This window comes from uncultured Campylobacter sp., from assembly GCF_938039245.1.
Classification (GTDB): Bacteria; Campylobacterota; Campylobacteria; order Campylobacterales; family Campylobacteraceae; genus Campylobacter_A.
This window is the reverse complement of sequence record NZ_CALHVN010000002.1, coordinates 41,934-65,794: the sequence shown is the minus strand read 5'-3', so window position 1 is coordinate 65,794 and position 23,861 is coordinate 41,934. Positions and strand designations below refer to the sequence as shown.

Below are 23,861 nucleotides of genomic sequence, written 5' to 3'. Positions count from 1 at the left end.
CTTACAACCTCTAACCAAAAGCGCATGGCGCTAAATTTGCAGCGTTAAGGCAAGCAAAAAGTGAAAATCGGCTAGGGTTGCCTCCATCGGTCTAAGTCGTCTTAAAAAGATACCATTTTGAGTTTGGAGAGAGCCGTTCTAGCATTATAAACTCGCTCGGACTCATCTGCGGCAGATCGGGTTCGTTTTCCACGCGCATAAAACCCACTACGTTATCCGTTACGCCGCCGATAATAAGCTCAAAAACCCCGCCGTCGTACGCCGCATGAGATAGGTGTAATCGCTTTACGGCTTCGTTTGACGCCGCTTCGTCCTTTTGATATAGCGCAAACAGCTCTTCAAATTTCGCCTCGTTTTCGCGTCCGAATTTTAGCAATGCATTATCGCTTGCCAAAATCAGCCTTAAATTTTCTATATCCCCGCCCATTGCTCTAAGTTGCGCCTTTTCCGCCTCGCTCGCAGCCCCATAGCCCCTTATCATCGCCTCTATGATGCCGGTTTGAGCGAGCGATCTAAGCGCATAAATGCCGTCTTCTTTAGCAAAAATGTATAGATCAAGGGATGCGCCGTTTTTAGAAGCGAGCCAAACGCGAAATATCCCGCTAAATTCGCTGCTGTGGCCGAGTTTGGCGACTTTGATTTCGTCAAATTTGTCGGGCGAGTAAAAATTATTTTTTAGACGATCTCGCATCTCGCCTTTAAAATAGGCGTTTTTATCGAAATTTTTATCGGTAAAGAGCGAATAAATAAGCTCTAAATCTACCTGTGCAAAAAGCGCGGATGCCAAGAGCGCCAAAATAAGCGCTTTTTTCATATATTCGCCATCTCCTCGGCGCGTTTTAGCAGCTCTTTTGCGCCCCTGCCGATAAATATTCGTCCAAGCTCAGCGCCCACGCTCTTCCACTGGCTTTTTTGCGCGACGATATTTTCGCGTATACTCTCGCTACCGTCGGGTAGTCCCACGACTGCACGTATCTCGATCTTGTCGCCGTTTAAATTTGCATTTACGCCGATAGGCACCTGGCAGCCGCCCTCTAGCATCGCGACGAAATCGCGCTCCACGGTCGTCTCTATCACGGCTTTTTCGTCTTTTAAAAACTCTATCAAATTTAAAATTTCAGCGTCCTCTCTGGCCTCGATACCAAGCGCCCCCTGCCCCATCGCAGGTATCATCTGATCTAGCTCAAACGGCACTATATGCGCGACTTCGGAGCGTAAATTTAATCGGTTCACGCCCGCCATCGCTAGGATAATGGCGTCAAATTCGCCCTCTTTTAGCTTGCGCAAACGAGTTTGGACGTTGCCTCGCAGCGAGATTATCTCAAGATCGGGGCGCATCGCTAAAAGCTGCATTTTGCGGCGCAGACTCGTCGTGCCCACGCGCGCGCCCTGGGGCAGATCCTCAAATTTAGCGTATTTTTCGCTCAGCATCGCATCTCTCACGTCCTCGCGCGAGCAGATCGCGGCCAGCACCAGCCCCTCTGGGAAAACGACGGGCACGTCTTTTAGGCTATGCACGGCGATATGCGTTTCGCCGCTTAGCATGCTGTCTTCTAGCTCTTTTGTAAACAGTCCCTTGCCGCCGATTTTAGCCAGCGGGGTGTCAAGGATCACGTCGCCTTTGGTTTTCATGCCTGTTAGCTCGACCGCGATTTTCGGATGGCGTGATAGAATTTTATCCCTGATATGCTCGCTCTGCCACATCGCCAGCACGCTTTTTCTCGTTGCGATTTTTAGTTTTTCCATATTTGCCTCTTTTCTTCTACGACTTCGACGTCAATGATCTCGCCGTCATCGCGCGGTTTGCTCTGTCTGCTTTCAAATTTTTCGCGGTAAAATTCGCCCGCTCTCGCCCGCTCGCCGCCATTTTTTAAATTTGCAAAAAACGCGACCGCTATGATTGCCGCGCCCAAAACGTCGGTGATAAGCCCCGGGATAAACATAAAAAAGCCCCCGATCGCCATACCTACGCTACTAAAGACGTCTGCGGGCTTAAAAAACGCGATGTTGCTAGTTAGCTGAAAAAATCCGACGCGAAACATAAAAAATAGCCCCAAAATAGCCGATGCGATGACCTCTAGGACCAAATTTAAAAATCCGTACGCGTGGATAAAAAAATACGCCGCCACGATCTCCAAAACGACGTAGGGCGTAAAAAAATGCTTTATCATAGGCTCTTTAGACGCGCTAAAATTTCGCCCGATTTGACGGTTTCTTTAACCAGACCGCAGCGCGTAACAAGCTCTACCGTGCCCTCTGCTAGCCCCTTGCCCACGATCACGGCATAAGGAAATCCCATCAGCTCAAATTCGCTCATCTTTACGCCAAAGCGCTCGTTTCTATCGTCAAGCAGCACCGAAACGCCCGCCTCGCGTAAGTCCTCGTAAAGCCCCTGCGCAAATTTAACGCCCTCTTCGTCCTTTAAATTTGAGACGATGATTTCAAATTTAAACGGAGTCAGGGTTTCGTTCCAGATTATGCCTTTTTCGTCGTGGCTAGCCTCGACGGCGACGGCTACCAGGCGGCTAACGCCGATGCCGTAACATCCCATGATAAACGGTTTTGCCTTGCCGTTTTCATCCAAAAAAGTCGCACCCATCGGCTCTGAGTACTTGGTGCCTAGCTTAAATATATGTCCGACCTCGATACCTTTGCTAACGCTTAAATTTCCGCCGCAGCAAGGGCATTTATCGCCCGCTTTTACGGCGGTTAAGTCTTTGAAGCGCTCAGAGTTAAAGCTGCTAACGCTAACGCCGACGAAGTGATAATCTCGCTCGTTTGCGCCGCAGATCATCTGCGATTCACCCTGAAGCTCATTATCGATATAAAACTCCACGCCCTTTAGCCCGATCGGCCCGCAAAATCCGCCCACAAGCCCGGCCGCCGTAATCTCGGCCTCGGTTGCGTCCGCTAGCTCAACCGCCGCGCACGCGTTCTGAGCTTTGACCTCTTGTAGTTCGTCCTCGCCGCGCACGAAAAATACTACGATTTTCTCGCTCTTTTCGCCTTTGGCGTCGATAAAAATCGCCTTTTTTATCACAGCTTTTATGCAGTAAAACTCATCGACTCTAAAAAACTCCGCCACGTCTTTGATGGTTTTGGCGTTTGGCGTAAAAAATTTAGCCGCATCGGCCTCGGGCCTTTCGGCTTGCGTCGTTCGTTTTGCGCGGGTTGCAGCCTCTACGTTTGCGGCGTAGTCGCAGTTTTCGCAGACGATGATATCGTCCTCGCCGCTACTAGCTAGCACCATAAACTCTTTGCTTTCGCTGCCACCTATTGCGCCGCTATCGGCTCTAACCGCGCGGAAATTTAACCCGAGGCGAGTGAAAATTTTGCTATAAGTTTTTTCCATCAGGTCAAATTCGCGGTCCAGATCCTCGGCGTTTGCGTGGAAGCTATATCCGTCCTTCATCAAAAACTCGCGCCCTCTAAGTAGCCCGAATCTCGGCCTTGCTTCGTCTCTAAATTTAGTATTTATCTGATATAAATTTAGCGGCAGTTGCTTATAGGACGTTACTTTGCCTCGCACGAGCGCGACCACGCTCTCTTCGTTTGTCGGACTTAAAACAAAGTCGTTTTCTTTGCGGTCCTTAAAGCGCAAAAGCTCCTTGCCATAGACGTCAAAGCGTCCGCTCTCGCGCCAAAGATCCGCAGACGTGACGAAGCTCATCGAGATCTCCTGCGCGCCCGCTTCGTCAAGCTCCTCTTTGACGATATTTTTTATATTTTCAAGCACTCGTTTGCCAAGCGGCAAAAAGTTGTAAAGTCCGCTACCCACCTGCTCGGCGTAGCCCGCTCGGAGCAAAAATTTATGACTCGCCAGAGTTGCGTCTTTGGGCGCTTCTTTTGCCGTCGGCGCGTAAAGTTTGCTAAATTTCATTCGTTCTCCCATTCAAATTCGTTATTTTCTTCTTGCGGCGTTTGCTCCGCGACGTTAAAGATTTCCCCGATCGCCCTTAGCTGCGCTTCGCTTCCCGCGGCTCCAGCTAGGTTTTTTAAATTTATCGTCGGCGCGTGTAAAAACGCCTTAAAAACCTGATGTATAAGGCGATACGCCTCCTCTTTGTCGCTATGTTTTAGATAGCCCTTTTTTAGGGCTTTTGCTAGCTCCCTCTGGGCGCACTCTTTGGCCTGCTCTCTGATGCCTTTGATTAGCGGCGTGACGGCTAGCTCGCGCAGCATTTTAAAAAACGCCGCCGTATTTCGCCCGACGATGCCGTATGCGATCTGGGCTTGCTCTTCGCGTAGGGCGAGGTTTTTATTTACGATCTCTTGCAGGTCGTCCACGGCGTAAATTTTGATATTTTCGCTCTGCGTGATTGCGATATCGCGCGGCACGGCTATATCAAAAAAATAGCGTTTAAACTCCTTTGGCTCAACCATCGCGTCGATCAAAACCGGATGCGGCGCGGCAGTCGCGGAAAATATTATTTGATATTTATTTATGTACTGCGCTACGTTTGAAAGCGAGTCGTACTCGTTATTATCCCCCAGCGTCAGGGCTAAATTTTTAGCGCGCTCTTTATTTCGGCTGATGATTATCGTTCGCGCGCCGCTTGCGATTAGGTGTTTTGCGGCTAGCTCCGCCATCTCGCCCGCACCCACTATCACGGCGACCATACCGTTTAGCGTGCCGAAAATTTCCTTTGCCTTCGCCACCGCGACGCTTGAAACGGAGATCGGATTTTTGGAGATTTCGGTTTTGTTTCGCACCTCCGCCGCGCACTTAAAGGCAAACTCCATCGCCCGTCCGAGCTTTGCGCCGCATTTGCCGTTAGCGCGTGCGAATTTATACGCCTCTTTTAGCTGCCCCGCGATCTGCGTTTCGCCGATAACAAGGCTATCTAGCGAGCTAGCCACGGCAAAGAGATGATGCACGGCGCCATTATCCTCGTAGACGTCGGCTCTGCTTTGCAACTCCTCAAAAGGGATGCCGCAGATGAGCGACATACAAGCGATGATATGCTTGCTAGCGCCTTCGACGGTCTTTACGCTAGCGATGATCTCGACGCGGTTGCAGGTGCTTAGCACCATGCACTCGTTGATGTTTTGGCTGGAGCTAATGAGGCGTAAAATTTCGTTTTTGCGCTCAATGTTAGAAAAAGAGAGCTTTTCGCGCACGGAGATATCGGTGTTTTTATGCGTAAAGCTCACGCTTGCGTAATGCATTAAAATTCCCTGTCTATCATTGATTTTACGATACTTTCTAGGCCGTCTACGTTAAATTTTTCTACCGATTTTATCGCCTGCTCGCCTAAATTTTTAGCCGCTTCTATGCTTTTTTTTATCGCGCCAGTTTCGTTCATCTTCGCCCTCACCCAGCCTTGCTCGGCCTCGCTCAGATCTTTTTTAAACAGGCTTTTTAGCTCCTCTTTGTCCGATTCGTTTAAGCTTTCGTAAAGATAAATGTAAGGCAGCGTCGTTTTGCCCTCTTTAAAGTCGCTAAAATTGGGCTTTCCAAGCGTCGCGGCATCTTGCGTAACGTCTAGGATATCGTCGATTATCTGAAATGCTAGGCCTAAATTTTTACCGTAAATTTTAAAATTCGATGCGTCAAGCCCCGCTAGCATCGCTCCGACCGCAGCCGCAGCCTCGATCAAAACGGCGGTTTTATAGTAGATCATCGTTTCGTATGCAGACTTATCGTCGTTAAATTTAACCGAGAGATCCACGTCCATCATCTCGCCTACGCTTAGCTTGCTAACCGCGCCCGATATCTCGCCAGCGATCTCGTGCGGGAATTTCGACAGCTCGTAAAAGCCCTTCGAGTAGAGGATATCGCCCAACATCACGGCGTTTTTAGCGCCAAAGCTCGCGTTTATACTCGGGCTTCCGCGCCTAGTGTCCGCGTCATCTATCACGTCGTCGTGAAGCAAACTAGCTAGGTGAATAAGCTCGGTAATCGCGCAAATTTTAAGACTTTGCTCGCTTTCTCCCGCTATTTTTAAAAGCAGCTTAGAGCGTAGCTTTTTGCCCGAATTTATCCGAGCAAACATCGCATTTGCGGGCTCATAACCAAGCTCTGCGATAAAATTTTTCATTATCAGATCGATTTTTTCCATTTATGCTCACTTAAATTTGCTTTTATCTGGCGTTTTGCGCGCTATTTTGAGCGCCGCTCTGCTTTCTTGGCGGGTCCAAAAACTCCACGTCTACGCGCTGTTCGTCGTCGTTTATCAGCACGCGAAATTTCGCCACGCCTTGCTTAAAATCCTCAAAAACCAGATAAAGCGCGACGCGGTCGCTAGGCGGGTATTTGAGATCTGGTATCAAAGTCTGTTTATAGGTCTCAAGACCGCGTCTTAGCGACATAACAAGCTGGCGAGGATAGTTTCGGTAGCGCGAATGCACGATAATGTTCGTATTATCAAAAAGCGTCCAACGAAAATCAAAACTCTCGCGCTCGTTTGTGCCCTTTTTGGTTACGAAAACCCGCGCCCACTCGTCTTTTTTAAGCTCAAAAAGATGCTCTTCCTCGAAATTTACCGCGCCGAAAGCCAGCGATAAAAACAACGAAAATATAACGGCCATTTTACTCATTTTGACTTAAAATATCCCCACTAAGCCCGATATAAATGTCGTTTAGCCGCTCGTTTATAAGCGTCTGATTTTGAGAGATAAACGAATTTTGCGCCGCTTCGTCAAAGCCGTTTTTTTCGCAAAATTCGCTCATCGCGATAAATTTTTCAAAGGTCTTTTCAAGCTCGTTTTCGACTAAATTTTTGTTCGCGTTAAATAAAATATCAAAAAATTTTTCTCTAGGACTTTGAGAAAATATATCATAATCCATAAATTTTAAAACCTTTCTTAAAACTTAAAATACGCATTATTTCTCGTAAAATAATGCGCTAAATTTTTATAACTTCTCGATGTATAGGGCTGCTTGCGCCACCGTAAAGACATTGTCGCAGCTTGGACTTTGGCTACCGAAACCCCAACAAACGTTTAAATATTTCATATCGGCATTACGTGCGGCAAGCTCATCTTTTTTACTATCTCCGACAAATATCGCTTTATCAAATTCGCCTGATTTTAATATCAAATTTAACATCGCTGGATCGGGTTTTTGAGGTATGTTTTCGTCCGCTCCGACGATGAGATCGAAAAATTTAAATATCCCGCTTCTTTGCAAAATTTCATCCAAAGTATATCTCGGCGCATTGCTAGCTAGAGCGACGAAATGCCCCGCCTCTTTTAGCCCGGCTAGCAGCTCCTCTACGCCTTCGTATGCCGCGGCGTATTCGCGGTAGTTTTTCTTAAATTTAGCTTCAAAGTTATCCCGCAGCTTCATATCGGGCTTATCTATACCGTAAAAATCAAGCCCCAAATTTCGCCCCGGCTCGTTTATGGCCTTTACGATAAACTCCGCGGCTAGATCGCCACGAAGCCCCAGCTCGCGCCGCACCTCGTTTACTGTCTCGCAGATAGCTTTTGCGCTATCTATGAGCGTGCCGTCCATGTCAAATATCACGCATTTCACTCTTCGTCCTTATAGTTTTTTTTATGTTTTTCTTTTTTGTAGGTTTTTTGGTTTTTTAGCTTTTCTAGCGCGTTGGCAAAGGCTATAAGCTGACATCTCGGCATCTGATTTATCACTAAATTCGCGAAATTTTCTAAAGATTTAGCATACGGGCTATCTAAAAATACCGGTTCTATTTTTCGTAAAATTTCGGCATTTTTAGCCGCTCTAGCGCGAAACTGAGCGTCGTCGAAATCCTCGCGCTTTAAGCCGCTAATCGCGGATTTTACAAACTTTTCCAGACCGCGCAGATATTTTACGCGCTTAAATTTATCGTTTTGTTCAGCCATTTCTTCCTTTCAAAAGCTCAATTATACCAATTTAAACTTTTAGCGGTTATAATGCGCGCAAATTTTACAAGGAGAGACACATGCAAAAAGAGACGATCGCCACGCACTACGGCTACGATACTAAGGCTGGCCCTGGTGCCATGGCGGTGCCGATTTACCAGACTACGGCTTATGATTTCGGTAGCGCCGAGGCGGCTGCGGCGAGGTTCGCGCTAGAAGACCCGGGCCACATCTACACGAGACTGGGCAACCCGACGACGGACGTGCTAGAGAGCCGTATAGCCGCGCTCGAGGAGGGCTCGGCCTCTATCGTGACGGCTAGCGGCCAGTCGGCGATCTTTTACTCGATCGCAAATTTAGCCGCAGTCGGCGACAACATCGTCGTAGCAAAGAAAATTTACGGCGGCACGATGGTTCTTTTCATACATACGCTTAAGCGTTTTGGCATCGAGGCGCGAGTGTTTGATAGCGACACGGCGGACGATCTTGAAAATTTGATAGACGACAAAACGCGCGCGATATTTTTCGAGACGCTATCAAATCCGCAAATCGCAATCCCGAATTTTAAAAAAATCGTCGAGATAGCAGACAAGCACGGCGTCGTAACGATCGCTGATAACACCGTGCCTACGCCGATCATTTTCCAGCCGCTAAATCACGGCATCGACGTCGTCGTGCATAGCGCGAGCAAATATATCTGCGGTCAGGGCCTAAGCCTAGCGGGCGCAGTCGTCGCTAGTAAAAATTTAAACGCCAAACTAGTCGGCAACGCCAGATACGCGCACTTTAACGTGCCAGACGAGAGCTATCACGGGCTGGTTTACGCCCAGATGGCGGATAAATTCGACATCTATACGCTGCGCATGAGGGTAGCTTTGGTGCGCGATATAGGCGCTACGATCTCGCCTTTTAACTCATGGCAGCTCATCCAGGGGCTTGAGACGTTAAGCGTTCGTATCGAGAGACACTCGCAAAATGCGCGCAAGATCGCCGAGTTTTTAAACTCGCACAAATACGTAAAACGCGTAACCTATCCGACGCTAAAAAGCGATCCGGAGCACGAAAAGGCGCAAAAATACTTCGAGGACGGCATGGCTAGCGGGCTAATGTGCTTTGAAACCGATAGCTATGAGCGCGCCGTAAAGATGCTTAGCAAGGTAAAGCTCTTTAAAATAGTCGTAAATATCGGCGACTCAAAGTCGCTCATCACGCACCCCGCATCCACCACACACCAGCAGCTCTCAAGCGAGGAGCTAATCAAAGCCGGCATAACAAAAGAACTAATCAGAATCAGCGTCGGCCTAGAAAACGCAGACGACCTCATCGCCGATCTGGCGCAGGCTTTGGAGTAAAATAGGGTTAAATTTGAAAGATAAATTCGGCTAGATTTAAGCTAGATTTAAATATACCCCTAAGCGGCTTCGCCGCTTAGGGACTAAACGCTAGATTGTTAAATTTGATCAAGAGGGAAGCCCTCTTGATCCTTAACTCGTCCAAGCTCAAATTTGAGCAGGCTACTTGCCCTTTTTCTTATCGGCTTTTTCTTTTATCTCTTCCGCTGCCTCTAAGTCTAACTGTGCTTTTTCAAAGGCTTTCCGAGCCTTTTTAACACGACGAGAATTTTCTATGCTAATATCTTCTGAATAAGCCTTTTCTGCCTCTTCTAACTCAAATTTCTTTTTGCCATAGTTCATCTGCGCCGCCTCAAGGTTATTAGTCGCTTTATCGCCGCCCGCTAGCTCGGCTTTTGACGTTACTTTGCCCGTAACTGGGTTTCTACCGATAGTTAAATCCAAATCACGTTTAGCGCGCTCTGCCGTGCCACGATTAACAAAACACTCTTTTTTCCCCCCCCCCCCCCTCAATATTCCTCCTATATCACGAGGGCGATTTTTAGGGTCAGAGCAATCTACTTTTTCTTTATTTGTATTATTTTTTTCTTTATGAAATACATCAGGATTTACTTCATAAGCATTCAAATTTAACATACTCAAAAATAATGTTATAATAAATAATATACTTTTCATTGCTTATTCTCCCTTACTCTTGTCTTGTTTTTTCGAATTATCTAATCCTTTTTTCTTACGTAATCTTCTAAACGCGCTTGAAAATGTAGATAAAGTCATTCCATCAAATTTCATTTCTTTTTCCTTTCTTTAAATTTTACGTAAACGGCGGTAAATTTACGCCGTAAACGTCTTTAAGGTTTCGTTGTATTTGTTTTCGTCCTCGCACTGGATCAGTAGCAAGTCGCCTTCTTCAAACACCGATGAGCCCGTCGGTTTGATGTATTCGCCCTTGCGCTTGATGAGTAGCACCAAAAAGTCGCTAGGCAGCTCAAGCTCGGCTAGGTTTTTGCCCACGACTTCGGAGTCAAAGCGTATGGTGTGCTGGCGTAAAGTGTGGTAAAAGATCGGCAAATTCGACATCTCGACCTCTTTTGGCGCGACTTCTTCTTTGACGCCGCATTTTTGCGCGACCTTTTCTAGGGTCATGCCCTGGATGATGATCGAGACGAATACGACGAAAAATATCGTGTTAAAGATTAGCTCGGAATTCGGTAAATTTGCCCCGAACGGATAGGTCGCAAGTACGATAGGAACGACGCCGCGAAGTCCGACCCATGAGATAAATATCTTTTCTTTAACATTATACCTAGAAAGCAAGAGCGAGAGAAAAACGCCCATAGGACGCGCGACGAACATGATCCAAAACGCAACCACGGCACCCGCAAGCGCGACGGCAGGCAACTGGGAAGGATTCACCAAAAGTCCCAGCGTCAAAAAGATGACGATCTGCATCGTCCACGCGATACCGTCGTGAAAACCGATCAAATTTTTCTTATGCGCGAACTCTTTTTTGTTTATAAACATTCCCGCGATATATACGGCAAGAAAGCCGTTGCCCCCGACCTTGCCCGCCAGCACGTATAAAAGCATCACCCAAGCCATCGAAAACACGGGGTAAAGCCCCCAGTACTCAAGCCTAAGGCGGTTAAAAAGCCCCGGCAGCGCGACGCCAAACATATAGCCCATCAGCCCGCCTAGCAAAAACTGCTTTACTAACGTAAGCGCGACGTCCGGAACGCTAGGAATCGTAGCTATAGAGATGATTTGCAGTATCGTGACGGTTAAAAAGATCGCCATCGGGTCGTTCGATCCGGACTCTAGCTCTAAAAGCGGGCGAATATTATTTCGCAGCAAAATTTCCTTTGCTCCTAGTATCGCAAACACCGCGGCAGCGTCGGTCGAGGAGATGATAGAGCCAAAGAGCAAAGCCTCTAGCCAGTCAAGGCCTAGCAGGTATTTTACCAGCACGGCTATCATGCCAGCAGTAAGCACGACGCCAAGAGTTGCTAGGATGATGCCGTTTACCATAACGGGGCGGATAGATTTTAGATTCGTATCAAGACCGCCCGCGTAAAGTATAAAAATAAGCGCTATAGTGCCGACGTCCTGGGCGACTTGGCGATTATCGAAAGCAAGTCCGAGCAGCCCGTCCGAGCCCGCGAGCATGCCCACTGCTAAAAAAACGACTAAGGACGGAACGCCGAATCTATCTGAAACCTTGCTAGAGACGATACAAGCGATAAGCAGGATAGAGAAAAATAGTAAAAAAGTTTCTAACATTGTGCCTCATTTGGGTTCAAAGCGGACAAATTTTAGGCTAAATTTAGCGCTCAAATAGCCTCAAATTTGGCGCGTTTTATAGGTAAATTTTACCCGATTTTACCTTTTTTAACGATAAAAAGGATTAATTTTTATCATCGTAAAAGATGAGATCAAAGCTATTTTTACGCTTTACCAGAGCTTTTTTGGACGGCACGGCGCTTTGTTCGAATTTAGCCAGCTCCTCTTTCATCTGCCTTATCACGGCCTCAGACTGCTCGATCTGATCTTTTAGCTGCAAGATGATATCAACGCCCGCTAAATTTACGCCCAGATCGCGCGTTAGACGCAGTATCATCTTGATGCGGTCCATATCTTTTTCCGAGTAAAGGCGCATCTTACCCTCGGTTCTTGAGGGCTCCAGCAGCCCCTCGCGTTCGTATTGGCGCAGCGTTTGCGGATGTATGGAGAGGACCTTTGCTACGACGCTGATTAGATAGACCGGTTCTTCGTATTGCTTCATCTTATACCTCCGGAAGTTTTTGCTTCATAAGCTCGGCTAGCTCGCCGTCTAAGGCATTTACGTCCGGCAAAGACACGCGCGCTCGCAGGTAGAGATCGCCGAATATCCCGCTTTTTCTATTTTGCACGCCGTACCCTTTGAGCCTGATTTTTTGCCCGGATTTTGAGTTTTCGGCGATTTTTATCGTGACGTCTTTTTTAGGCGTTTTTACCTCTATCTTGCCGCCAAACATCATCGTTTTTAGAGGAATTAGTACGTCTTTATATAGATCGTCGCCGTCTCTTTCGTACTCGTCGCTAGGCGCGATATTTACGGTTAGTATCAGATCTCCGCGCCCGCCGTTACCTTTGCCTTTTATGCGTAGCTTTTCGCCGTTATTTATGCCGTTTGGAATTTTTATTTTGATGTTTTCGCCGTTAAAATTTATCGAGTGCTCGCCGCCCTTTACCGCTACGTCAAACGGGATAGTTACCTTTGCACGCGAGTCCATATCCTCCTCGTCATCAAAGCCGCTAAATCCGCCCGTCTGCCTAAAGCCGCCAAAACCGCCCCTGCTAGAAAAACCGCCAAAACCGCTAGCGCTACCGCTAAAGCCGCCGCCGAAGATATTTTTTAAAATTTCGTCCAAATTTCCCATGCCCGAGCTGCTCGCAAAATCATGGAAATTCTGTCCGCCAAACATCGCGTCGCCGTGCCTGTCGTACTGCGCGCGCTTTTTTTCGTCGCTTAAAATTTCATACGCGGCGTTTATTTCTTTAAATTTATCCTCTGCGCCGGGATCTTTGTTGATATCGGGGTGATATTTGCGCGCCAGCCTCCTATACGCCTTTTTTATCTCGTCTGCGGAAGCCTTTTCGGACACGCCTAACGTTTCGTAAAGACTATTGCTCATATTATATCCTTTTAGTCAATTAATTTTATAGCGATTATAGCACAAAGCTTTAGCGTATGTCAATCAAGTATAGTAAATAAGATAATTTTAAACGGCTTAAAGAATAATTAACTTTACATTGAGCTTAGCGCCATATAATCGCGCTTTGAAAAATTTTATCCAAAAGGAAAAGCAATGAAAAAGATAACCGTATTATCTTTGGCTACGTCTTGCGCAATCTTTGCCGCAAGCATAAATTTTAACGAACCGGCAGAGGATTTTACTAGAATAAATCCCGAATTTAATAAAAACGTCGTCCTCTCCTACAATAGCTCCATCGCCGATGCTAAAAAATCGGTCGTAAATATCTCCACTACAAAAACGCTAAACGGCGCGGGAGCCGATATGGGCGATATGTTTAACGATCCTTTTTTTAAAGATTTCTTCGGATTTCAGTTTAATATCCCTCAAGAAAAGCAAAAAAGCAGTTCTTTAGGATCTGGCGTCATCATCTCCTCCGACGGCTACATCGTGACCAACAACCACGTAGTAGAAGATAGCGACGAGATCGTAGTCACGCTGCTAGATAGCGACAAAGAGTACAAAGCTAAAATCATCGGCACCGATCCCAAAACCGACCTAGCTATCATCAAAATCGACGCTAAAGAGCTAAAAGCCATACCTTTTGCCGACTCGGCTAAGCTAATGGAAGGAGATATAGTTTTTGCCATCGGAAATCCTTTCGGCGTTGGCGGCAGTATCACTCAGGGCATAGTCTCAGGCCTAAATAAAGACAACATTGGACTAAATCAATACGAAAATTTCATCCAAACCGACGCTTCGATAAATCCCGGCAACTCAGGCGGCGCGCTAGTCGATAGCCGCGGCTATCTAGTGGGCATAAACTCAGCTATCCTTAGCCGCAGCGGCGGAAACAACGGCATCGGCTTTGCCATCCCGTCAAATATGACCAAAGATATCGCCAAAAAACTCATCGAAGACGGCAAGATCGAGCGCGGATATATCGGCGTGATGATAGCAAATCTCAACGAGCAGCAAAAAGAGATCTACAAAAATAAAGAAGGCGCGCTAATTAGCAGCGTAGAAAAGGGATTGCCGGCCGATATCGCGGGCATTAAACGAGGCGATCTGGTCGTAAAAATCGACGATAAAGATATCAAAAACGCAAACGACCTAAAAAATCTCATCGGCTCGCTAGCTCCAAACAAAGAGATCACGCTAAGCTACGAGCGCTCGGGCAAACTAGAGACCGCCAAGATAAAACTAGCCAACGCCAACGCCCAGTCAAGCGGCGGCAAAGCGACCAAAGGCGACTCGGCGATAGACGGCCTTAGCGTAACGTCGATCGACGATAACGCGAGGTTTAAGTATAGACTAGCCTCAGACGTCGCAGGCGTGCTCGTTACAGACGTAAAATCAGGCTCAAATGCCGAAAAATTCGGCTTTGAAAAAGGCGATATCATCATCCAGGTCGCCGAGGAAAATATCAAAAATTTAGACGACTTTAACAAAGCCGTAGCAAACGCCAAAGGCAAAAAAACTCTCGTTTGGGTCAATCGCGGCGGACTTTTCCAAGGTCTTGTTATCAAATAATCTAAGACTAAGGCGCGGTAAAATGCGCCTTTTTCTAAATTTATCTTTTTTTTCGCCGGCTTGCCTCTATCAAGCAAGCTTAAATTTACCCTATTTTATCGCAGCGTCAGGTTTATGCCTTTGCTTGATTTAAAATCCTTGCCCGCAGTCTAAATTTACCGTTTTAAAACCCCGCGCTCGTTTGCCGTCTAAAAATAAACCGCATTTTAAATTTACTCTGCAGGGTTTATTTGATTTTAGCCTCCGCTAAGCTTGCCCAGATGCCTGCTCTTAAGCAAATTTAGGCTAAATTTCAAAATCTATCTAAAAAGGATAAAGCATGAACGAAAACCAAATCTCGCTGGCTGGCAAAATAAAAAACGAGATAAATCTAACGATAAAAAAGGAGCTAAAAGAGCGCTACAAAGGCGAGGCTCCATACTCGCGGTGCCGCGTGCAGGAAGGTTATCACGACACTTTTACGTTAGAGTGCGGCAGATGCGGTTTTAGCATGTCTTATAGCGACTCGTATTATGAGGCGAGCAAGCTTAGCGAGGATGAGCTAAAAGAGGTTTTGCCGCTCATCGTAAAGGGCGTAGAGGAGGAATTTTTAGACGAAAATAACATGCCGTTTTTCGCGTATAAGCTAAATTTATCGGTCAAATTTGAAAGCGAGGACTCGCCGCGTAAATTTTACTTTGAAAATGCGGCTAGAAAGGCTGAGCTAAAGCGCAGGCTAGAAGGCTATATGGACGAGGTAGTTACTAGACGCACGGTAAAGGTCAAGAACGAACGCGAGCTTTACGTATTTATGGGACACGTTTTTGATCTGCCTCTTATGGAGTATGACGAATTTGCGCTTATAGAGCTGATAGAAAAGTTTGAGCTAGCCGTGCGGGATTCTAAAAGCAAACATCTAACCGATGAGTTTAAAGAGGCGCTTACTTGCTATCTGCAAGATTGGCGAGACGATAAATTTATGCCTAAATTTTACGATATTTGCGGCGATGATTGGGAGAGGACTTATGAGCTTAAAAAGGACTTTAAACCCCAAAACGTAAGCGCCGGCGAGCTTGCGCTTTTCGTGAGAGCGGCATTTTGGCGGATCAAATATAAAAGCTTTAGCTGGGACGTAAAATTTGCGCGCAAAGACCTAGAAAGCGCGGCTCTGATTTTCGGTTCGGCGCAGGCGCAGAAGTATTTAGACTGCGGCACAGGCGAGCTAGACGAAAGCCTAACGAGTTTTAAAGACGCGGACGTAGAGTGCGCCGCAAACGATGTTTTTGCGCAAATTAGCGTAAAAATCAAAAACGAAACGCCTCAGGCTTACAAAAAGGTGCTAATCTTTATCGTAAATCTGCTGCGTGCGGGCTTTGCGGCTAGCTACGCCGTTAAATTTAGCTCAAAAGCGGATAAAATTTATCTGCCGGTAAAAGGGCTTGAAAAGACGCAGACGCAACGATTTTTCGCTACTGCATTAGCGCATGAGGTAGACTCGGAGCTTGAGCTTTACGCCAAAGAAGCTCTAAGGCATAAATACGAATTTTACGCCGATATAAACGACGAAAAGTGCCTAATGACGGGCAGTTACGCGGTATTTGGCCTTGCGCTAAAAAGCGAGAAATATTTCGCGCTAGCTAAGCAGTATTTTAAAAACGTAGACGACGAACATCAAAGCGCGCATATAAAATTTATCGAGGCTTTTATCGATAGATACGGCGTTAGCGCGCAGAGCTTGGATGTATTGGTCGACGCCTTCTCGTCGTATCAGGATGATAAAATTTATAAAAATTTACGTGCGCTAATGGACGAACCTGCAAATAAAGCCCTGTTTTTGCGCGCTCTTGAGAACCTAAAAGGTTATAAAAAGGAAAATGCGGCGTATGCGGCCTGGGGGCGGGGCTGGGAGAAGGAAATTTCTGGTTGATTGCGATTTTATAGGCTTGTCTCTTGCGCATATTGACTTTTTACGCTCAAATTTGGAGCCAATTTTACTAAATTTGACGAACCTAGACCCAAGTCTTGAAAGCGCCAAATTTGAGTGAGTTAAATTTGATGCTATTTTTTATGTTAAGAAGGAAGGGGTTTGAATTACGCTCTGCTTGCAGCTAAGAGCAAAGCGAAGCAAAAATCATTTAAAGACGCGCAAGGAACTAGCCGCGGCCGCCATTAAAAATTTAGCCAAAACTCGTTATAATTACCGCAAAAAAGGATGGCCGATGATAAAAATTTTGATGATAGAAGACGATTTAGAGCTGGCGGAAATTTTGACCGAGTTTTTAGCAAAAAGCGATATGGACGTAAAGACGGCGGAGGAGCCCTACATCGGCCTTTCGACGCTAAATGTCGAGAAATTCGACCTCGTGATCTTAGACCTCACGCTGCCGGGGCTTGACGGCCTAGAGGTATGCAAAGAGATCCGCAAGCGCCACGACGTGCCCATCATTATCTCAAGCGCGCGCCACGACATCACGGACAAAGTAAACGCCCTAGATAACGGCGCGGACGACTACCTGCCAAAGCCCTACGACCCGCAAGAGCTGCTAGCTCGTATCAAAAGCCACCTGCGCCGCCAAAGCGCGGTAGCGGGCGCAAATTTAAGCGGCACAAAGGAGCCTGCGCGCGAGAAAGATATCGCGGTAGACGACTTTAAACACGTCATCACGCTAAAAGGCGAGCCGTTAAATTTGACCGCCGCGGAGTACGACATCCTAAAATACATGCTTCAAAAAGAAGGCGGCGCCATCACTCGCGAGGAGTTTATCTACAACTGCGCGAGCATCAGCGAGGACTCGACGAACAAGAGCATCGACGTCATCATCGGCCGCATCAGAGGCAAGCTAGGCGACGATCCGAAAGAGCCAAGATACATCCACGCTATCCGCGGCATCGGCTACAAGCTAATGCAGTAAATTTTAAAGCCCGCAAATGAAACGCTCATCGGTTTTTTACACTATCACTTTTATCTTCGCTTTGGCGCTAACAAGCATATTTTTAGCATTTTTGTGGCTGATGGACTACGACAAGCAAAACTACGCGCGCGAGCTAAACGCCAAGTACTCCACGATCGCTAGAAACCAGCTCTTTTTGATGAGCGGTATCATAAACGAAAAAGAGTACGAGCGCCAAACGGGCGACTTTAAGATGCCTGAGATCACGAACGAGCGGCAAAAAGAGGAGATCCTAGCAAACGCAACCGTGCTTGAGGAGATATCAGCAGACATCGGCTCCAGCGCTATCATGATCTATCAAAATCACCACTATCTAAAAGTCCAGCACGTGGATAAAGTCCTGCTTTTAAAGGATAACGACTACCAGCCGTACCGCTACGACATCATCAAGATCATCTTTTCGCTAGTGGCGATCATACTTTTGGCCGCTTACGTTTTTGTTATCAGGAAGCTAAAACCGCTAAGAAAACTAAAGCGCCAGATAGCTAAATTTGCCGCGGGCGAGATCGACGAAGTGCAAAACGTTAGCAGCGGTAACGACGAAATTTCCGAGGTTGCGGAGGCGTTTTACGACGCGGTTTGTCAGATCAAAAATTTAAACGCGTCGCGCAAGCTGTTTTTAAGAAACATAATGCACGAGCTAAAAACCCCGATCACCAAAGGCCGCCTAGCCGCCGAAATGATCGAAAAAAGCAAAAATCAAGAGCGACTAGTGTCGGTGTTTATAAAGCTCGAAAATCTCATAAACGAATTTGCCGCCGTCGAGCAGGTCACCTCAAACATCGCGCTAAATAACACTAAAATTTGCCGTATCGACGATATCATCGACGAGGCTCTGGATATCGCGATGGTTGATCCAGGGCAGGTTACTATTAGCAAGCTAGAAGACGTGAACCTAAATGCGGACTTTAAGCTACTAGCGATCGCCGCCAAAAATATGATCGATAACGCGCTAAAATACTCCCCAAACAAGCACGTAAATATCACGATCACGCGCGAGTCGATCAAATTTATCAACGAAGGCGAGCGGCTGTCAAAGGAGCTGCGCCACTACGTAGAGCCCTTTACCAAGGGCGAAAACGCGCAAAAGAGCTTCGGTCTGGGGCTCTATATCGTAGAAAACATAATCAAAGCCCACAAGCTAACTCTAAGCTACGAATACAAAAACGGACTAAACGTATTTAGCTTTGAAAATCTGCAAAATATCGCGGCGTAGACGTAGATTTGAGCATTTTGCTAAATTTGAGGTGCGCGGATAAAATTTGAGTCAAAATTTAAACCGAGTTACATTTGCTTAAATTTTAAAATTCAGCGTATCGTTTGCGACTAACTAAACGCCAAAATTTGAGCCGCAAATTTAGCGCTCGTTTCAAATTTATAGTCAAATTTAGCGACTGCTCGCTACTCATAATAAAAAGACTTTACGGGCGCGAATTTAGTCTTCTTGCGGGCGCATCATCGACGGTATAGGCGGCACGCTAAACCGCCTTGCAAGCAAGCTGGGCGGAGGGCTAAAGCTTGCGCGCGGCGAGGATTTGCTCTCGCGGGCGGCTAAATTTGACGCGGGTAGCCAAATCGGCACTTTTGGTTTTGAGAGCGCAGGCAAAATTTGTAGCAAAAACAGTGACTGCAAGCAAAAATTGAGTTCGCAAGGCTTGGAAACCAAAGCAGACAAAGCAGATTTGCCGTTTTTGCGAGAGGGTCAAATTTTACGCCCGCAGCTCTCAGACGGCTCAAATCTTGACGGCGCTAAAAATTCAAACGACTTTTACCTGGCGACAAACGACGCAAAAAGCTCGCTCCAAGATAGCGACGCCGCAAGTGTGTCAGACGTAAGCGGCAAAATTTACTATCCAAACGGCAACAGCGTGGAGTATTTTTACTCGGGCAGAGCGCTAGATGCGGCGCAACTTGAGCGGATAGGGATATTTTTAAAGCAGACTAAAAAGATACGGGAGATTGATTAAATTAGCCACCGCACAAAAATAGCCCATCTGTACACTCAAGCAGACGGGCCGATGATTTCAAAACCTACGATAAAATCAAGCAAATCGTCTCAAAGGCGCAATACAAGCAAAGAGATTAAGCATAAATTCTCGGGCCCACCAAACCTTAAAATTAGCGTAAATAGCCAAGCTGGCAAAATGCGAATTAATACGGTAGACGTAATTTTAAGTAAATTTTAGCGATAAAATCAAGATTAAAAGCTTATAAATTTTAGTGCGTCCACTCTAGGGTGCAATCTAGGTTCAAAAAATAAGCCTATGATTTTACGTAAATTTAGCCCAAAAAGCCTTTAGGTTCTAAGAGCAGAGCTAAAATTTTATCATCTTAAAAACGGCGCCTTTAACCAAATGCCGCATAGTAGCGGAGGGTATTTTTAGCCTATAAAGGATTTGCTTTGATTTTAGTTTCGCGACGCAAAAACCCCGTAACCACGCATACAAGGCACGGGGCGTCTATTCATTCCTAAGCGTCTCAAGCACGTTTATCTGTGCGGCTTTTTTGGCCGGATAAAACGACGAAAACGCTACGATGACGATAGCTCCGACCAAGATCATAGCAAGATCTAGCAAGGATAGCTCCATAGGAAGCTTAGCGCTACCGTAGACGTCGGCCGGCAAATTTACGATATCAAAGCTGCCGAGCAACCACACGCCAAAGAGTCCGAGCACGAGCCCAAACACTATCCCGCCCCCGCCTATAGTGGCCCCTAGAGCAAAAAAGCTCTTTTTGATCTCGGCCTTGCTGGCGCCCAGCGAGAGCAGTAGCGCGATCTCTTGGCGGCGGTTCATGACAGTCATAAGTAGCGAGCTTATGATATTTAGCGAGGCAACCAGAATGATGAGCATCAAAACAATGAAAAGCGCGCGCTTTTCGAGCGCCAAGGCGGAGAAAAAGTTGCCGTTTTGCTGCCACCAGCCGATAGCTTTTTGTCCTAACCTCAGCTCGCGCGAGATCTTTTCGATGTCGGCAAACGGATCGTTTGAAAACACGTGTATACCGTCAAATTTGCCCTCGTCGTACTCGAGTATTTTGCGTAGCGCTTCCACACTAGTATAAAGGTAGCTTTTGTCGTAGGCCACGAGCCCCGAGCTAAACGAGCTTACCACGTCAAAGCGCTTCATTTTAGGCGTTAGCGCGAAGCCGCTCGGGTCGTTTTTAGTAAAAATGAGCGTTAGTTTGTCGTTTTCATTTATCATCATCTCGTTTTTGACGCCTTGCCCTACGAGCAGGCCGTATCCGTCTAGCTCGCGGTCCTCAAGGCCTGCCGCCACGACCGAGTTTATCTGCTTTTCATCGGCTGAATTTACGCCAAAAAGCAGTCCGCCCTCAAAGCTATTTGCCCCCTTTATGATAACTTGACTCATGATATATGGGCTAAATTTGAGATTCGGAAACTTCTGCTTGAGCTCGCTAACGTCGCTCTCGTCGATATTGCCGCGTATGGCGGAGAGGATCGTGATCGGGTAGTTCATGGTAAAAAGTTTGCGCTCAAACTCCTTGTCAAAGCCGTTCATGATAGCCATCGCGACGATAAGCACCATGAGCCCGACGCCGACGCCAAGAAACGCCAGAAGTGCTGAAAGCATGATAAATGGCTGGGTTTTATCAAACCGTAGATATTTAAAAAGTAGATATTTGGTTAGGCTCATTTGATTTTCCGTTGTTTAAATTTGGGCTTTGGTTTGCTCGCTACTTTTGCGTCGCTCTGTCTTGTTTAAATTTGCGCTGAGGCGAGGTTAAATTTTAAATCGTCTATCTACGCAAATTTGACGTCAAATTTTTAAACCGCTCACAAAGGCTAGGCGCTTTAAATTTACGACTTCGCGCTGCTATAAAAACGGCGGCGAATTTAAATGCTAAATTTAGCAAGCCGCCGCCAAAACGCCAAAGCTAAATTTTATCCCAATCCTCCGCAAAAGCTCCTTTTTTAGGTCCGCTCTTGCCGTGGCAGTCTTTGTATTTTTTACCGCTTCCGCACGGGCACGGATCGTTTCTGGATACTTTTTTGCCGGGCTTTTCTTCGCTCTCGGGCGCGCTAGCAGCCTCAGTATCTTGCGCTTCTTGCGGCGCAGACTCGGTAGGCTCGGAGAAGCTTAGGCGTACGGCCGTTAGCAGCTTGATGCTTTCAAATTTGATGCGGCTAACGAGCTCCATAAAGAGGTTAAAGCTCTCTTTTTTATATTCGGTGAGCGGATCTTTTTGGTTGTAGCCGCGCAGTCCGATGCCGGTTTTTAGGATATCCATCTGGTATAGATGCTCGCGCCACGCGGTATCTAGCACTTGTAGGCAAAGCACCTTTTCTAGGTATTTACGCTGATCTTCGCCTATTACGCCCATTTTTTCCTCGTAGTCAGCCTCAAATTTAGCCGTTATTTTCTTAGCAAGCTCGGCATAGTCGAGATCTTTTAGCTCGTCAGGCTGCATGAATGCACCGTTTGAGATTATCACGGAGCTTAGTTTTTCGAGGTTATACTCGCTCTTTGGCTCGCCTGCGTAAATTTCGGCTTGAGCTAGCAGGTGCTCGACGAATTCGGCGCGATTTTGCTTGATCTTTTCGCCGACTTCAAAATTCGGATCAAGAAGCTCGTTTCTAAATTTATATACCGTTTTTCGCTGCTCGTTTGCGACGTCGTCGTATTCTAGGATATGTTTTCTTGATTCAAAGTGCAAACTCTCGACCTTTTTTTGCGCATTTTCGACGGCTCTAGTGACCATTTTAGAGTCGATGCTTTCGCCCTCTTCGATACCTAGACGCGTCATTATCGCCTTTATGCGGTCGCTACCGAATATTCTAAGCAAATTATCCTCAAGGCTTAGATAAAATCGGCTAACTCCCGGATCGCCCTGACGTCCAGCGCGGCCTCTTAGCTGGTTGTCGATACGGCGGCTTTCGTGTCTTTCGGTACCGATGATGTATAGACCGCCCAGAGCCCGCACCTCGTCGTCGATACGGATATCTACGCCGCGTCCGGCCATGTTCGTAGCGATCGTAACCGCTCCGCGGGCGCCGGCCTGGGCGATGATCTCGGCCTCTTTTTCGTGATTTTTAGCGTTTAATACGGAGTGGGGGATCTTTTCTTTTACCAGCAGGTTGTGCAGCTTTTCGCTCTTTTCGATCGAGGCGGTACCCACGAGTACGGGCTGACCGCGGTCGTGAGCTTTTTTTATCTCGTCAATCACGGCTTTAAATTTCTCGTTTTCGGTTTTATAGATGAGATCGTTGTTGTCTTTTCTTATAACAGGCACGTTTGTCGGTATCGATACGACGTCAAGCTTGTAAATTTGCGAAAACTCGGTCGCCTCCGTCTGAGCCGTACCCGTCATACCCGATAGTTTTTTGTAAAGCCTAAAGTAGTTTTGAAACGTAATGTCTGCTAGCGTTTGGCTCTCTTCTTGGATCTTTACGCCCTCTTTGGCCTCTAGCGCTTGGTGCAAGCCCTCGCTAAATCTTCGTCCTTCGCTAAGGCGCCCCGTAAATTCGTCGACGATGACGACTTGTCCATCGCGAACGACGTAGTGTACGTCCTTTTCAAAGAGATTGTGCGCTTTTAGAGCTTGGTCTAGGTGGTGGCTTAAAATTGCGTTTTCCATATCGTATAGATTTGCCACGCCAAAGAGCTTTTCAGCCTTTGAGATGCCTTCTTCGGTGATTGCAATCGTGCGGTTTTTCTCATCGACGACAAAGTCGCCCGTGGCCTTTTCTTGCGGAGTCGCAGGCGGTTCGCCGCGCTTCATCTGGCGCGCGACTTCGTTTGCTTTGATGTAGCCGTCTAGCGTGCGATTTGCAGGGCCAGAGATGATGAGCGGCGTCCTGGCCTCATCGATGAGGATACTATCGACCTCATCCACGATGACGAAGTTATGCTCTCTTTGCACCTTGTCTTTGAAATCCATTTTCATATTATCGCGCAGGTAGTCAAAGCCAAATTCGTTATTCGTACCGTACGTGATATCGCTGGCGTATGCGGCTTTTCGCGCTTCGTCGTCATATTCGCCGCCTAGTATCACGCCGACGCTAAGGCCTAGGAATTTATAAATTTCGCCCATTTGCGTCGCGTCGCGTTTGGCGAGATAGTCGTTTACCGTCACGACGTGCACGCCCTTACCGCTCATCGCGTTTAGCACGACGGGTAGGCTTGCTACGAGGGTTTTACCTTCGCCCGTTTTCATCTCGGCGATCTTGCCGTCGTTTAGCACCATGCCGCCGATTAGCTGAACATCGAAATGGCGCATATTTAGCGTCCTTTTACCGACCTCGCGCACGATAGCAAATACATCGTCTAGCAGCTCGTCCTGGCTCTTTTCGCCGTTTTGCACCTGCGCTTTAAATTCGTTAAATTTAGCCTTCAGCTCATCGTCGCTCATCGCTTGATATTTGCTTTCAAGAGAGTTTATGTAGGCGACTCGTTTGAAATATTTTTTTACTTCCCTGTCGTTTTTCGTGCCGAATATCTTTTGCATAAACGCCGTTATCATTTCTAGCCTTTAAATTTTATTAA

At 46.9% G+C, this 23,861-nt stretch carries 22 protein-coding genes; 6 read left to right on the top strand and 16 right to left on the bottom strand.

Features of this window, described 5'->3' with window-relative positions; genetic code table 11:
- Nucleotides 1–91: 91 nt before the first annotated feature.
- The 10 genes from Q0218_RS00630 to Q0218_RS00585 form a co-directional block, all read right to left on the bottom strand.
- Nucleotides 92–814 (bottom strand): hypothetical protein, encoded by a 723-nt coding sequence (locus tag Q0218_RS00630; protein WP_297965315.1) that lies wholly within the window; start codon nucleotides 812–814, stop codon nucleotides 92–94.
- On the bottom strand, nucleotides 811–1,746 hold the full coding sequence (gene hemC, locus Q0218_RS00625; RefSeq protein WP_297965313.1) for a hydroxymethylbilane synthase: 936 nt from the start codon (nucleotides 1,744–1,746) through the stop codon (nucleotides 811–813). Before hemC ends, Q0218_RS00630 begins: the two co-directional genes overlap by 4 nt.
- Nucleotides 1,734–2,171 (bottom strand): FxsA family protein, encoded by a 438-nt coding sequence (locus Q0218_RS00620; protein ID WP_297965310.1) that lies wholly within the window; start codon nucleotides 2,169–2,171, stop codon nucleotides 1,734–1,736. Before Q0218_RS00620 ends, hemC begins: the two co-directional genes overlap by 13 nt.
- Nucleotides 2,168–3,880 carry a proline--tRNA ligase gene (locus tag Q0218_RS00615; protein ID WP_297965405.1) on the bottom strand — a complete coding sequence of 571 codons (1,713 nt, stop codon included), beginning with the start codon at nucleotides 3,878–3,880 and terminating at the stop codon, nucleotides 2,168–2,170. The genes Q0218_RS00620 and Q0218_RS00615 overlap by 4 nt, the downstream gene beginning before the upstream one ends.
- Nucleotides 3,877–5,169: a glutamyl-tRNA reductase gene (gene hemA / locus Q0218_RS00610; RefSeq protein WP_297965308.1), complete on the bottom strand. Its 1,293-nt coding sequence runs from the start codon at nucleotides 5,167–5,169 to the stop codon at nucleotides 3,877–3,879. Before hemA ends, Q0218_RS00615 begins: the two co-directional genes overlap by 4 nt.
- Nucleotides 5,169–6,062 carry a polyprenyl synthetase family protein gene (locus Q0218_RS00605; protein WP_297965306.1) on the bottom strand — a complete coding sequence of 298 codons (894 nt, stop codon included), beginning with the start codon at nucleotides 6,060–6,062 and terminating at the stop codon, nucleotides 5,169–5,171. Before Q0218_RS00605 ends, hemA begins: the two co-directional genes overlap by 1 nt.
- Before the next feature lie 22 nt (nucleotides 6,063–6,084).
- Complete coding sequence (locus Q0218_RS00600) at nucleotides 6,085–6,540, bottom strand: hypothetical protein (RefSeq protein ID WP_297965305.1); 456 nt, start codon at nucleotides 6,538–6,540, stop codon at nucleotides 6,085–6,087.
- On the bottom strand, nucleotides 6,533–6,790 hold the full coding sequence (locus Q0218_RS00595) for a DUF2018 family protein (protein ID WP_297965303.1): 258 nt from the start codon (nucleotides 6,788–6,790) through the stop codon (nucleotides 6,533–6,535). The genes Q0218_RS00600 and Q0218_RS00595 overlap by 8 nt, the downstream gene beginning before the upstream one ends.
- A 66-nt stretch (nucleotides 6,791–6,856) precedes the next feature.
- Nucleotides 6,857–7,480, bottom strand: a complete 624-nt coding sequence (locus tag Q0218_RS00590; protein WP_297965301.1) for an HAD family hydrolase — start codon at nucleotides 7,478–7,480, stop codon at nucleotides 6,857–6,859.
- Nucleotides 7,477–7,809 (bottom strand): hypothetical protein, encoded by a 333-nt coding sequence (locus tag Q0218_RS00585; RefSeq protein ID WP_297965299.1) that lies wholly within the window; start codon nucleotides 7,807–7,809, stop codon nucleotides 7,477–7,479. Before Q0218_RS00585 ends, Q0218_RS00590 begins: the two co-directional genes overlap by 4 nt.
- An 80-nt stretch (nucleotides 7,810–7,889) precedes the next feature.
- On the opposite strand from Q0218_RS00585, the gene Q0218_RS00580 reads away from it, so the two are divergent.
- The gene (locus tag Q0218_RS00580; protein ID WP_297965297.1) at nucleotides 7,890–9,161 is read left to right on the top strand and encodes an aminotransferase class I/II-fold pyridoxal phosphate-dependent enzyme; all 1,272 of its coding nucleotides are present in this window, start codon (nucleotides 7,890–7,892) and stop codon (nucleotides 9,159–9,161) included.
- Nucleotides 9,162–9,323: 162 nt separating this feature from the next.
- On the opposite strand, the gene Q0218_RS00575 is transcribed toward Q0218_RS00580, so the two are convergent.
- The 4 genes from Q0218_RS00575 to Q0218_RS00560 form a co-directional block, all read right to left on the bottom strand.
- Nucleotides 9,324–9,836, bottom strand: a complete 513-nt coding sequence (locus Q0218_RS00575) for a hypothetical protein (RefSeq protein ID WP_297965295.1) — start codon at nucleotides 9,834–9,836, stop codon at nucleotides 9,324–9,326.
- 156 nt (nucleotides 9,837–9,992) lie between these two features.
- Nucleotides 9,993–11,438 (bottom strand): potassium/proton antiporter, encoded by a 1,446-nt coding sequence (locus tag Q0218_RS00570; protein ID WP_297965294.1) that lies wholly within the window; start codon nucleotides 11,436–11,438, stop codon nucleotides 9,993–9,995.
- A 124-nt stretch (nucleotides 11,439–11,562) separates the two neighbouring features.
- Nucleotides 11,563–11,940: a helix-turn-helix transcriptional regulator gene (locus Q0218_RS00565; RefSeq protein ID WP_297965292.1), complete on the bottom strand. Its 378-nt coding sequence runs from the start codon at nucleotides 11,938–11,940 to the stop codon at nucleotides 11,563–11,565.
- Nucleotide 11,941: 1 nt separating this feature from the next.
- Nucleotides 11,942–12,832, bottom strand: a complete 891-nt coding sequence (locus Q0218_RS00560; RefSeq protein WP_297965290.1) for a DnaJ C-terminal domain-containing protein — start codon at nucleotides 12,830–12,832, stop codon at nucleotides 11,942–11,944.
- Between the two features lie 174 nt (nucleotides 12,833–13,006).
- Here Q0218_RS00560 and Q0218_RS00555 point away from each other — a divergent pair, with 174 nt between their 5' ends.
- The 5 genes from Q0218_RS00555 to Q0218_RS00535 all read left to right on the top strand — a co-directional run bounded on the left by Q0218_RS00555 (nucleotide 13,007) and on the right by Q0218_RS00535 (nucleotide 19,322).
- Nucleotides 13,007–14,425 carry a Do family serine endopeptidase gene (locus Q0218_RS00555; protein ID WP_297965288.1) on the top strand — a complete coding sequence of 473 codons (1,419 nt, stop codon included), beginning with the start codon at nucleotides 13,007–13,009 and terminating at the stop codon, nucleotides 14,423–14,425.
- Nucleotides 14,426–14,744: 319 nt separating this feature from the next.
- Nucleotides 14,745–16,331, top strand: coding sequence for a DUF6138 family protein (locus tag Q0218_RS00550; protein WP_297965286.1), 1,587 nt, complete (start codon nucleotides 14,745–14,747; stop codon nucleotides 16,329–16,331).
- A 292-nt stretch (nucleotides 16,332–16,623) separates the two neighbouring features.
- A complete protein-coding gene (locus Q0218_RS00545) occupies nucleotides 16,624–17,316 on the top strand; it encodes a response regulator transcription factor (protein WP_295142339.1) in 693 nt (230 codons plus the stop codon).
- Nucleotides 17,317–17,332: 16 nt separating this feature from the next.
- Nucleotides 17,333–18,571: an ArsS family sensor histidine kinase gene (locus Q0218_RS00540; protein WP_297965284.1), complete on the top strand. Its 1,239-nt coding sequence runs from the start codon at nucleotides 17,333–17,335 to the stop codon at nucleotides 18,569–18,571.
- A gap of 319 nt (nucleotides 18,572–18,890) precedes the next feature.
- Nucleotides 18,891–19,322, top strand: coding sequence for a hypothetical protein (locus Q0218_RS00535; protein ID WP_297965282.1), 432 nt, complete (start codon nucleotides 18,891–18,893; stop codon nucleotides 19,320–19,322).
- A 492-nt stretch (nucleotides 19,323–19,814) separates the two neighbouring features.
- Here Q0218_RS00535 and Q0218_RS00530 read toward each other — a convergent pair whose 3' ends face one another.
- Entirely contained in the window at nucleotides 19,815–21,011 is a 1,197-nt protein-coding gene (locus Q0218_RS00530; RefSeq protein WP_297965281.1) for an ABC transporter permease, read from the bottom strand.
- Nucleotides 21,012–21,252: 241 nt separating this feature from the next.
- Nucleotides 21,253–23,838, bottom strand: a complete 2,586-nt coding sequence (secA, locus tag Q0218_RS00525; RefSeq protein WP_297965279.1) for a preprotein translocase subunit SecA — start codon at nucleotides 23,836–23,838, stop codon at nucleotides 21,253–21,255.
- Nucleotides 23,839–23,861 lie beyond the last annotated feature (23 nt).

Bases quoted from the DNA above. Each gene is read 5' to 3' on its own strand.
- Q0218_RS00630 (WP_297965315.1), bottom strand. From the start codon at position 814: ATGAAAAAAGCGCTTATTTTGGCGCTCTTGGCATCCGCGCTTTTTGCA.
- hemC (WP_297965313.1), bottom strand. From the start codon at position 1,746: ATGGAAAAACTAAAAATCGCAACGAGAAAAAGCGTGCTGGCGATGTGG.
- Q0218_RS00620 (WP_297965310.1), bottom strand. From the start codon at position 2,171: ATGATAAAGCATTTTTTTACGCCCTACGTCGTTTTGGAGATCGTGGCG.
- Q0218_RS00615 (WP_297965405.1), bottom strand. From the start codon at position 3,880: ATGAAATTTAGCAAACTTTACGCGCCGACGGCAAAAGAAGCGCCCAAA.
- hemA (WP_297965308.1), bottom strand. From the start codon at position 5,169: ATGCATTACGCAAGCGTGAGCTTTACGCATAAAAACACCGATATCTCC.
- Q0218_RS00605 (WP_297965306.1), bottom strand. From the start codon at position 6,062: ATGGAAAAAATCGATCTGATAATGAAAAATTTTATCGCAGAGCTTGGT.
- Q0218_RS00600 (WP_297965305.1), bottom strand. From the start codon at position 6,540: ATGAGTAAAATGGCCGTTATATTTTCGTTGTTTTTATCGCTGGCTTTC.
- Q0218_RS00595 (WP_297965303.1), bottom strand. From the start codon at position 6,790: ATGGATTATGATATATTTTCTCAAAGTCCTAGAGAAAAATTTTTTGAT.
- Q0218_RS00585 (WP_297965299.1), bottom strand. From the start codon at position 7,809: ATGGCTGAACAAAACGATAAATTTAAGCGCGTAAAATATCTGCGCGGT.
- Q0218_RS00580 (WP_297965297.1), top strand. From the start codon at position 7,890: ATGCAAAAAGAGACGATCGCCACGCACTACGGCTACGATACTAAGGCT.
- Q0218_RS00575 (WP_297965295.1), bottom strand. From the start codon at position 9,836: ATGAAAAGTATATTATTTATTATAACATTATTTTTGAGTATGTTAAAT.
- Q0218_RS00570 (WP_297965294.1), bottom strand. From the start codon at position 11,438: ATGTTAGAAACTTTTTTACTATTTTTCTCTATCCTGCTTATCGCTTGT.
- Q0218_RS00565 (WP_297965292.1), bottom strand. From the start codon at position 11,940: ATGAAGCAATACGAAGAACCGGTCTATCTAATCAGCGTCGTAGCAAAG.
- Q0218_RS00560 (WP_297965290.1), bottom strand. From the start codon at position 12,832: ATGAGCAATAGTCTTTACGAAACGTTAGGCGTGTCCGAAAAGGCTTCC.
- Q0218_RS00555 (WP_297965288.1), top strand. From the start codon at position 13,007: ATGAAAAAGATAACCGTATTATCTTTGGCTACGTCTTGCGCAATCTTT.
- Q0218_RS00550 (WP_297965286.1), top strand. From the start codon at position 14,745: ATGAACGAAAACCAAATCTCGCTGGCTGGCAAAATAAAAAACGAGATA.
- Q0218_RS00545 (WP_295142339.1), top strand. From the start codon at position 16,624: ATGATAAAAATTTTGATGATAGAAGACGATTTAGAGCTGGCGGAAATT.
- Q0218_RS00540 (WP_297965284.1), top strand. From the start codon at position 17,333: ATGAAACGCTCATCGGTTTTTTACACTATCACTTTTATCTTCGCTTTG.
- Q0218_RS00530 (WP_297965281.1), bottom strand. From the start codon at position 21,011: ATGAGCCTAACCAAATATCTACTTTTTAAATATCTACGGTTTGATAAA.
- secA (WP_297965279.1), bottom strand. From the start codon at position 23,838: ATGATAACGGCGTTTATGCAAAAGATATTCGGCACGAAAAACGACAGG.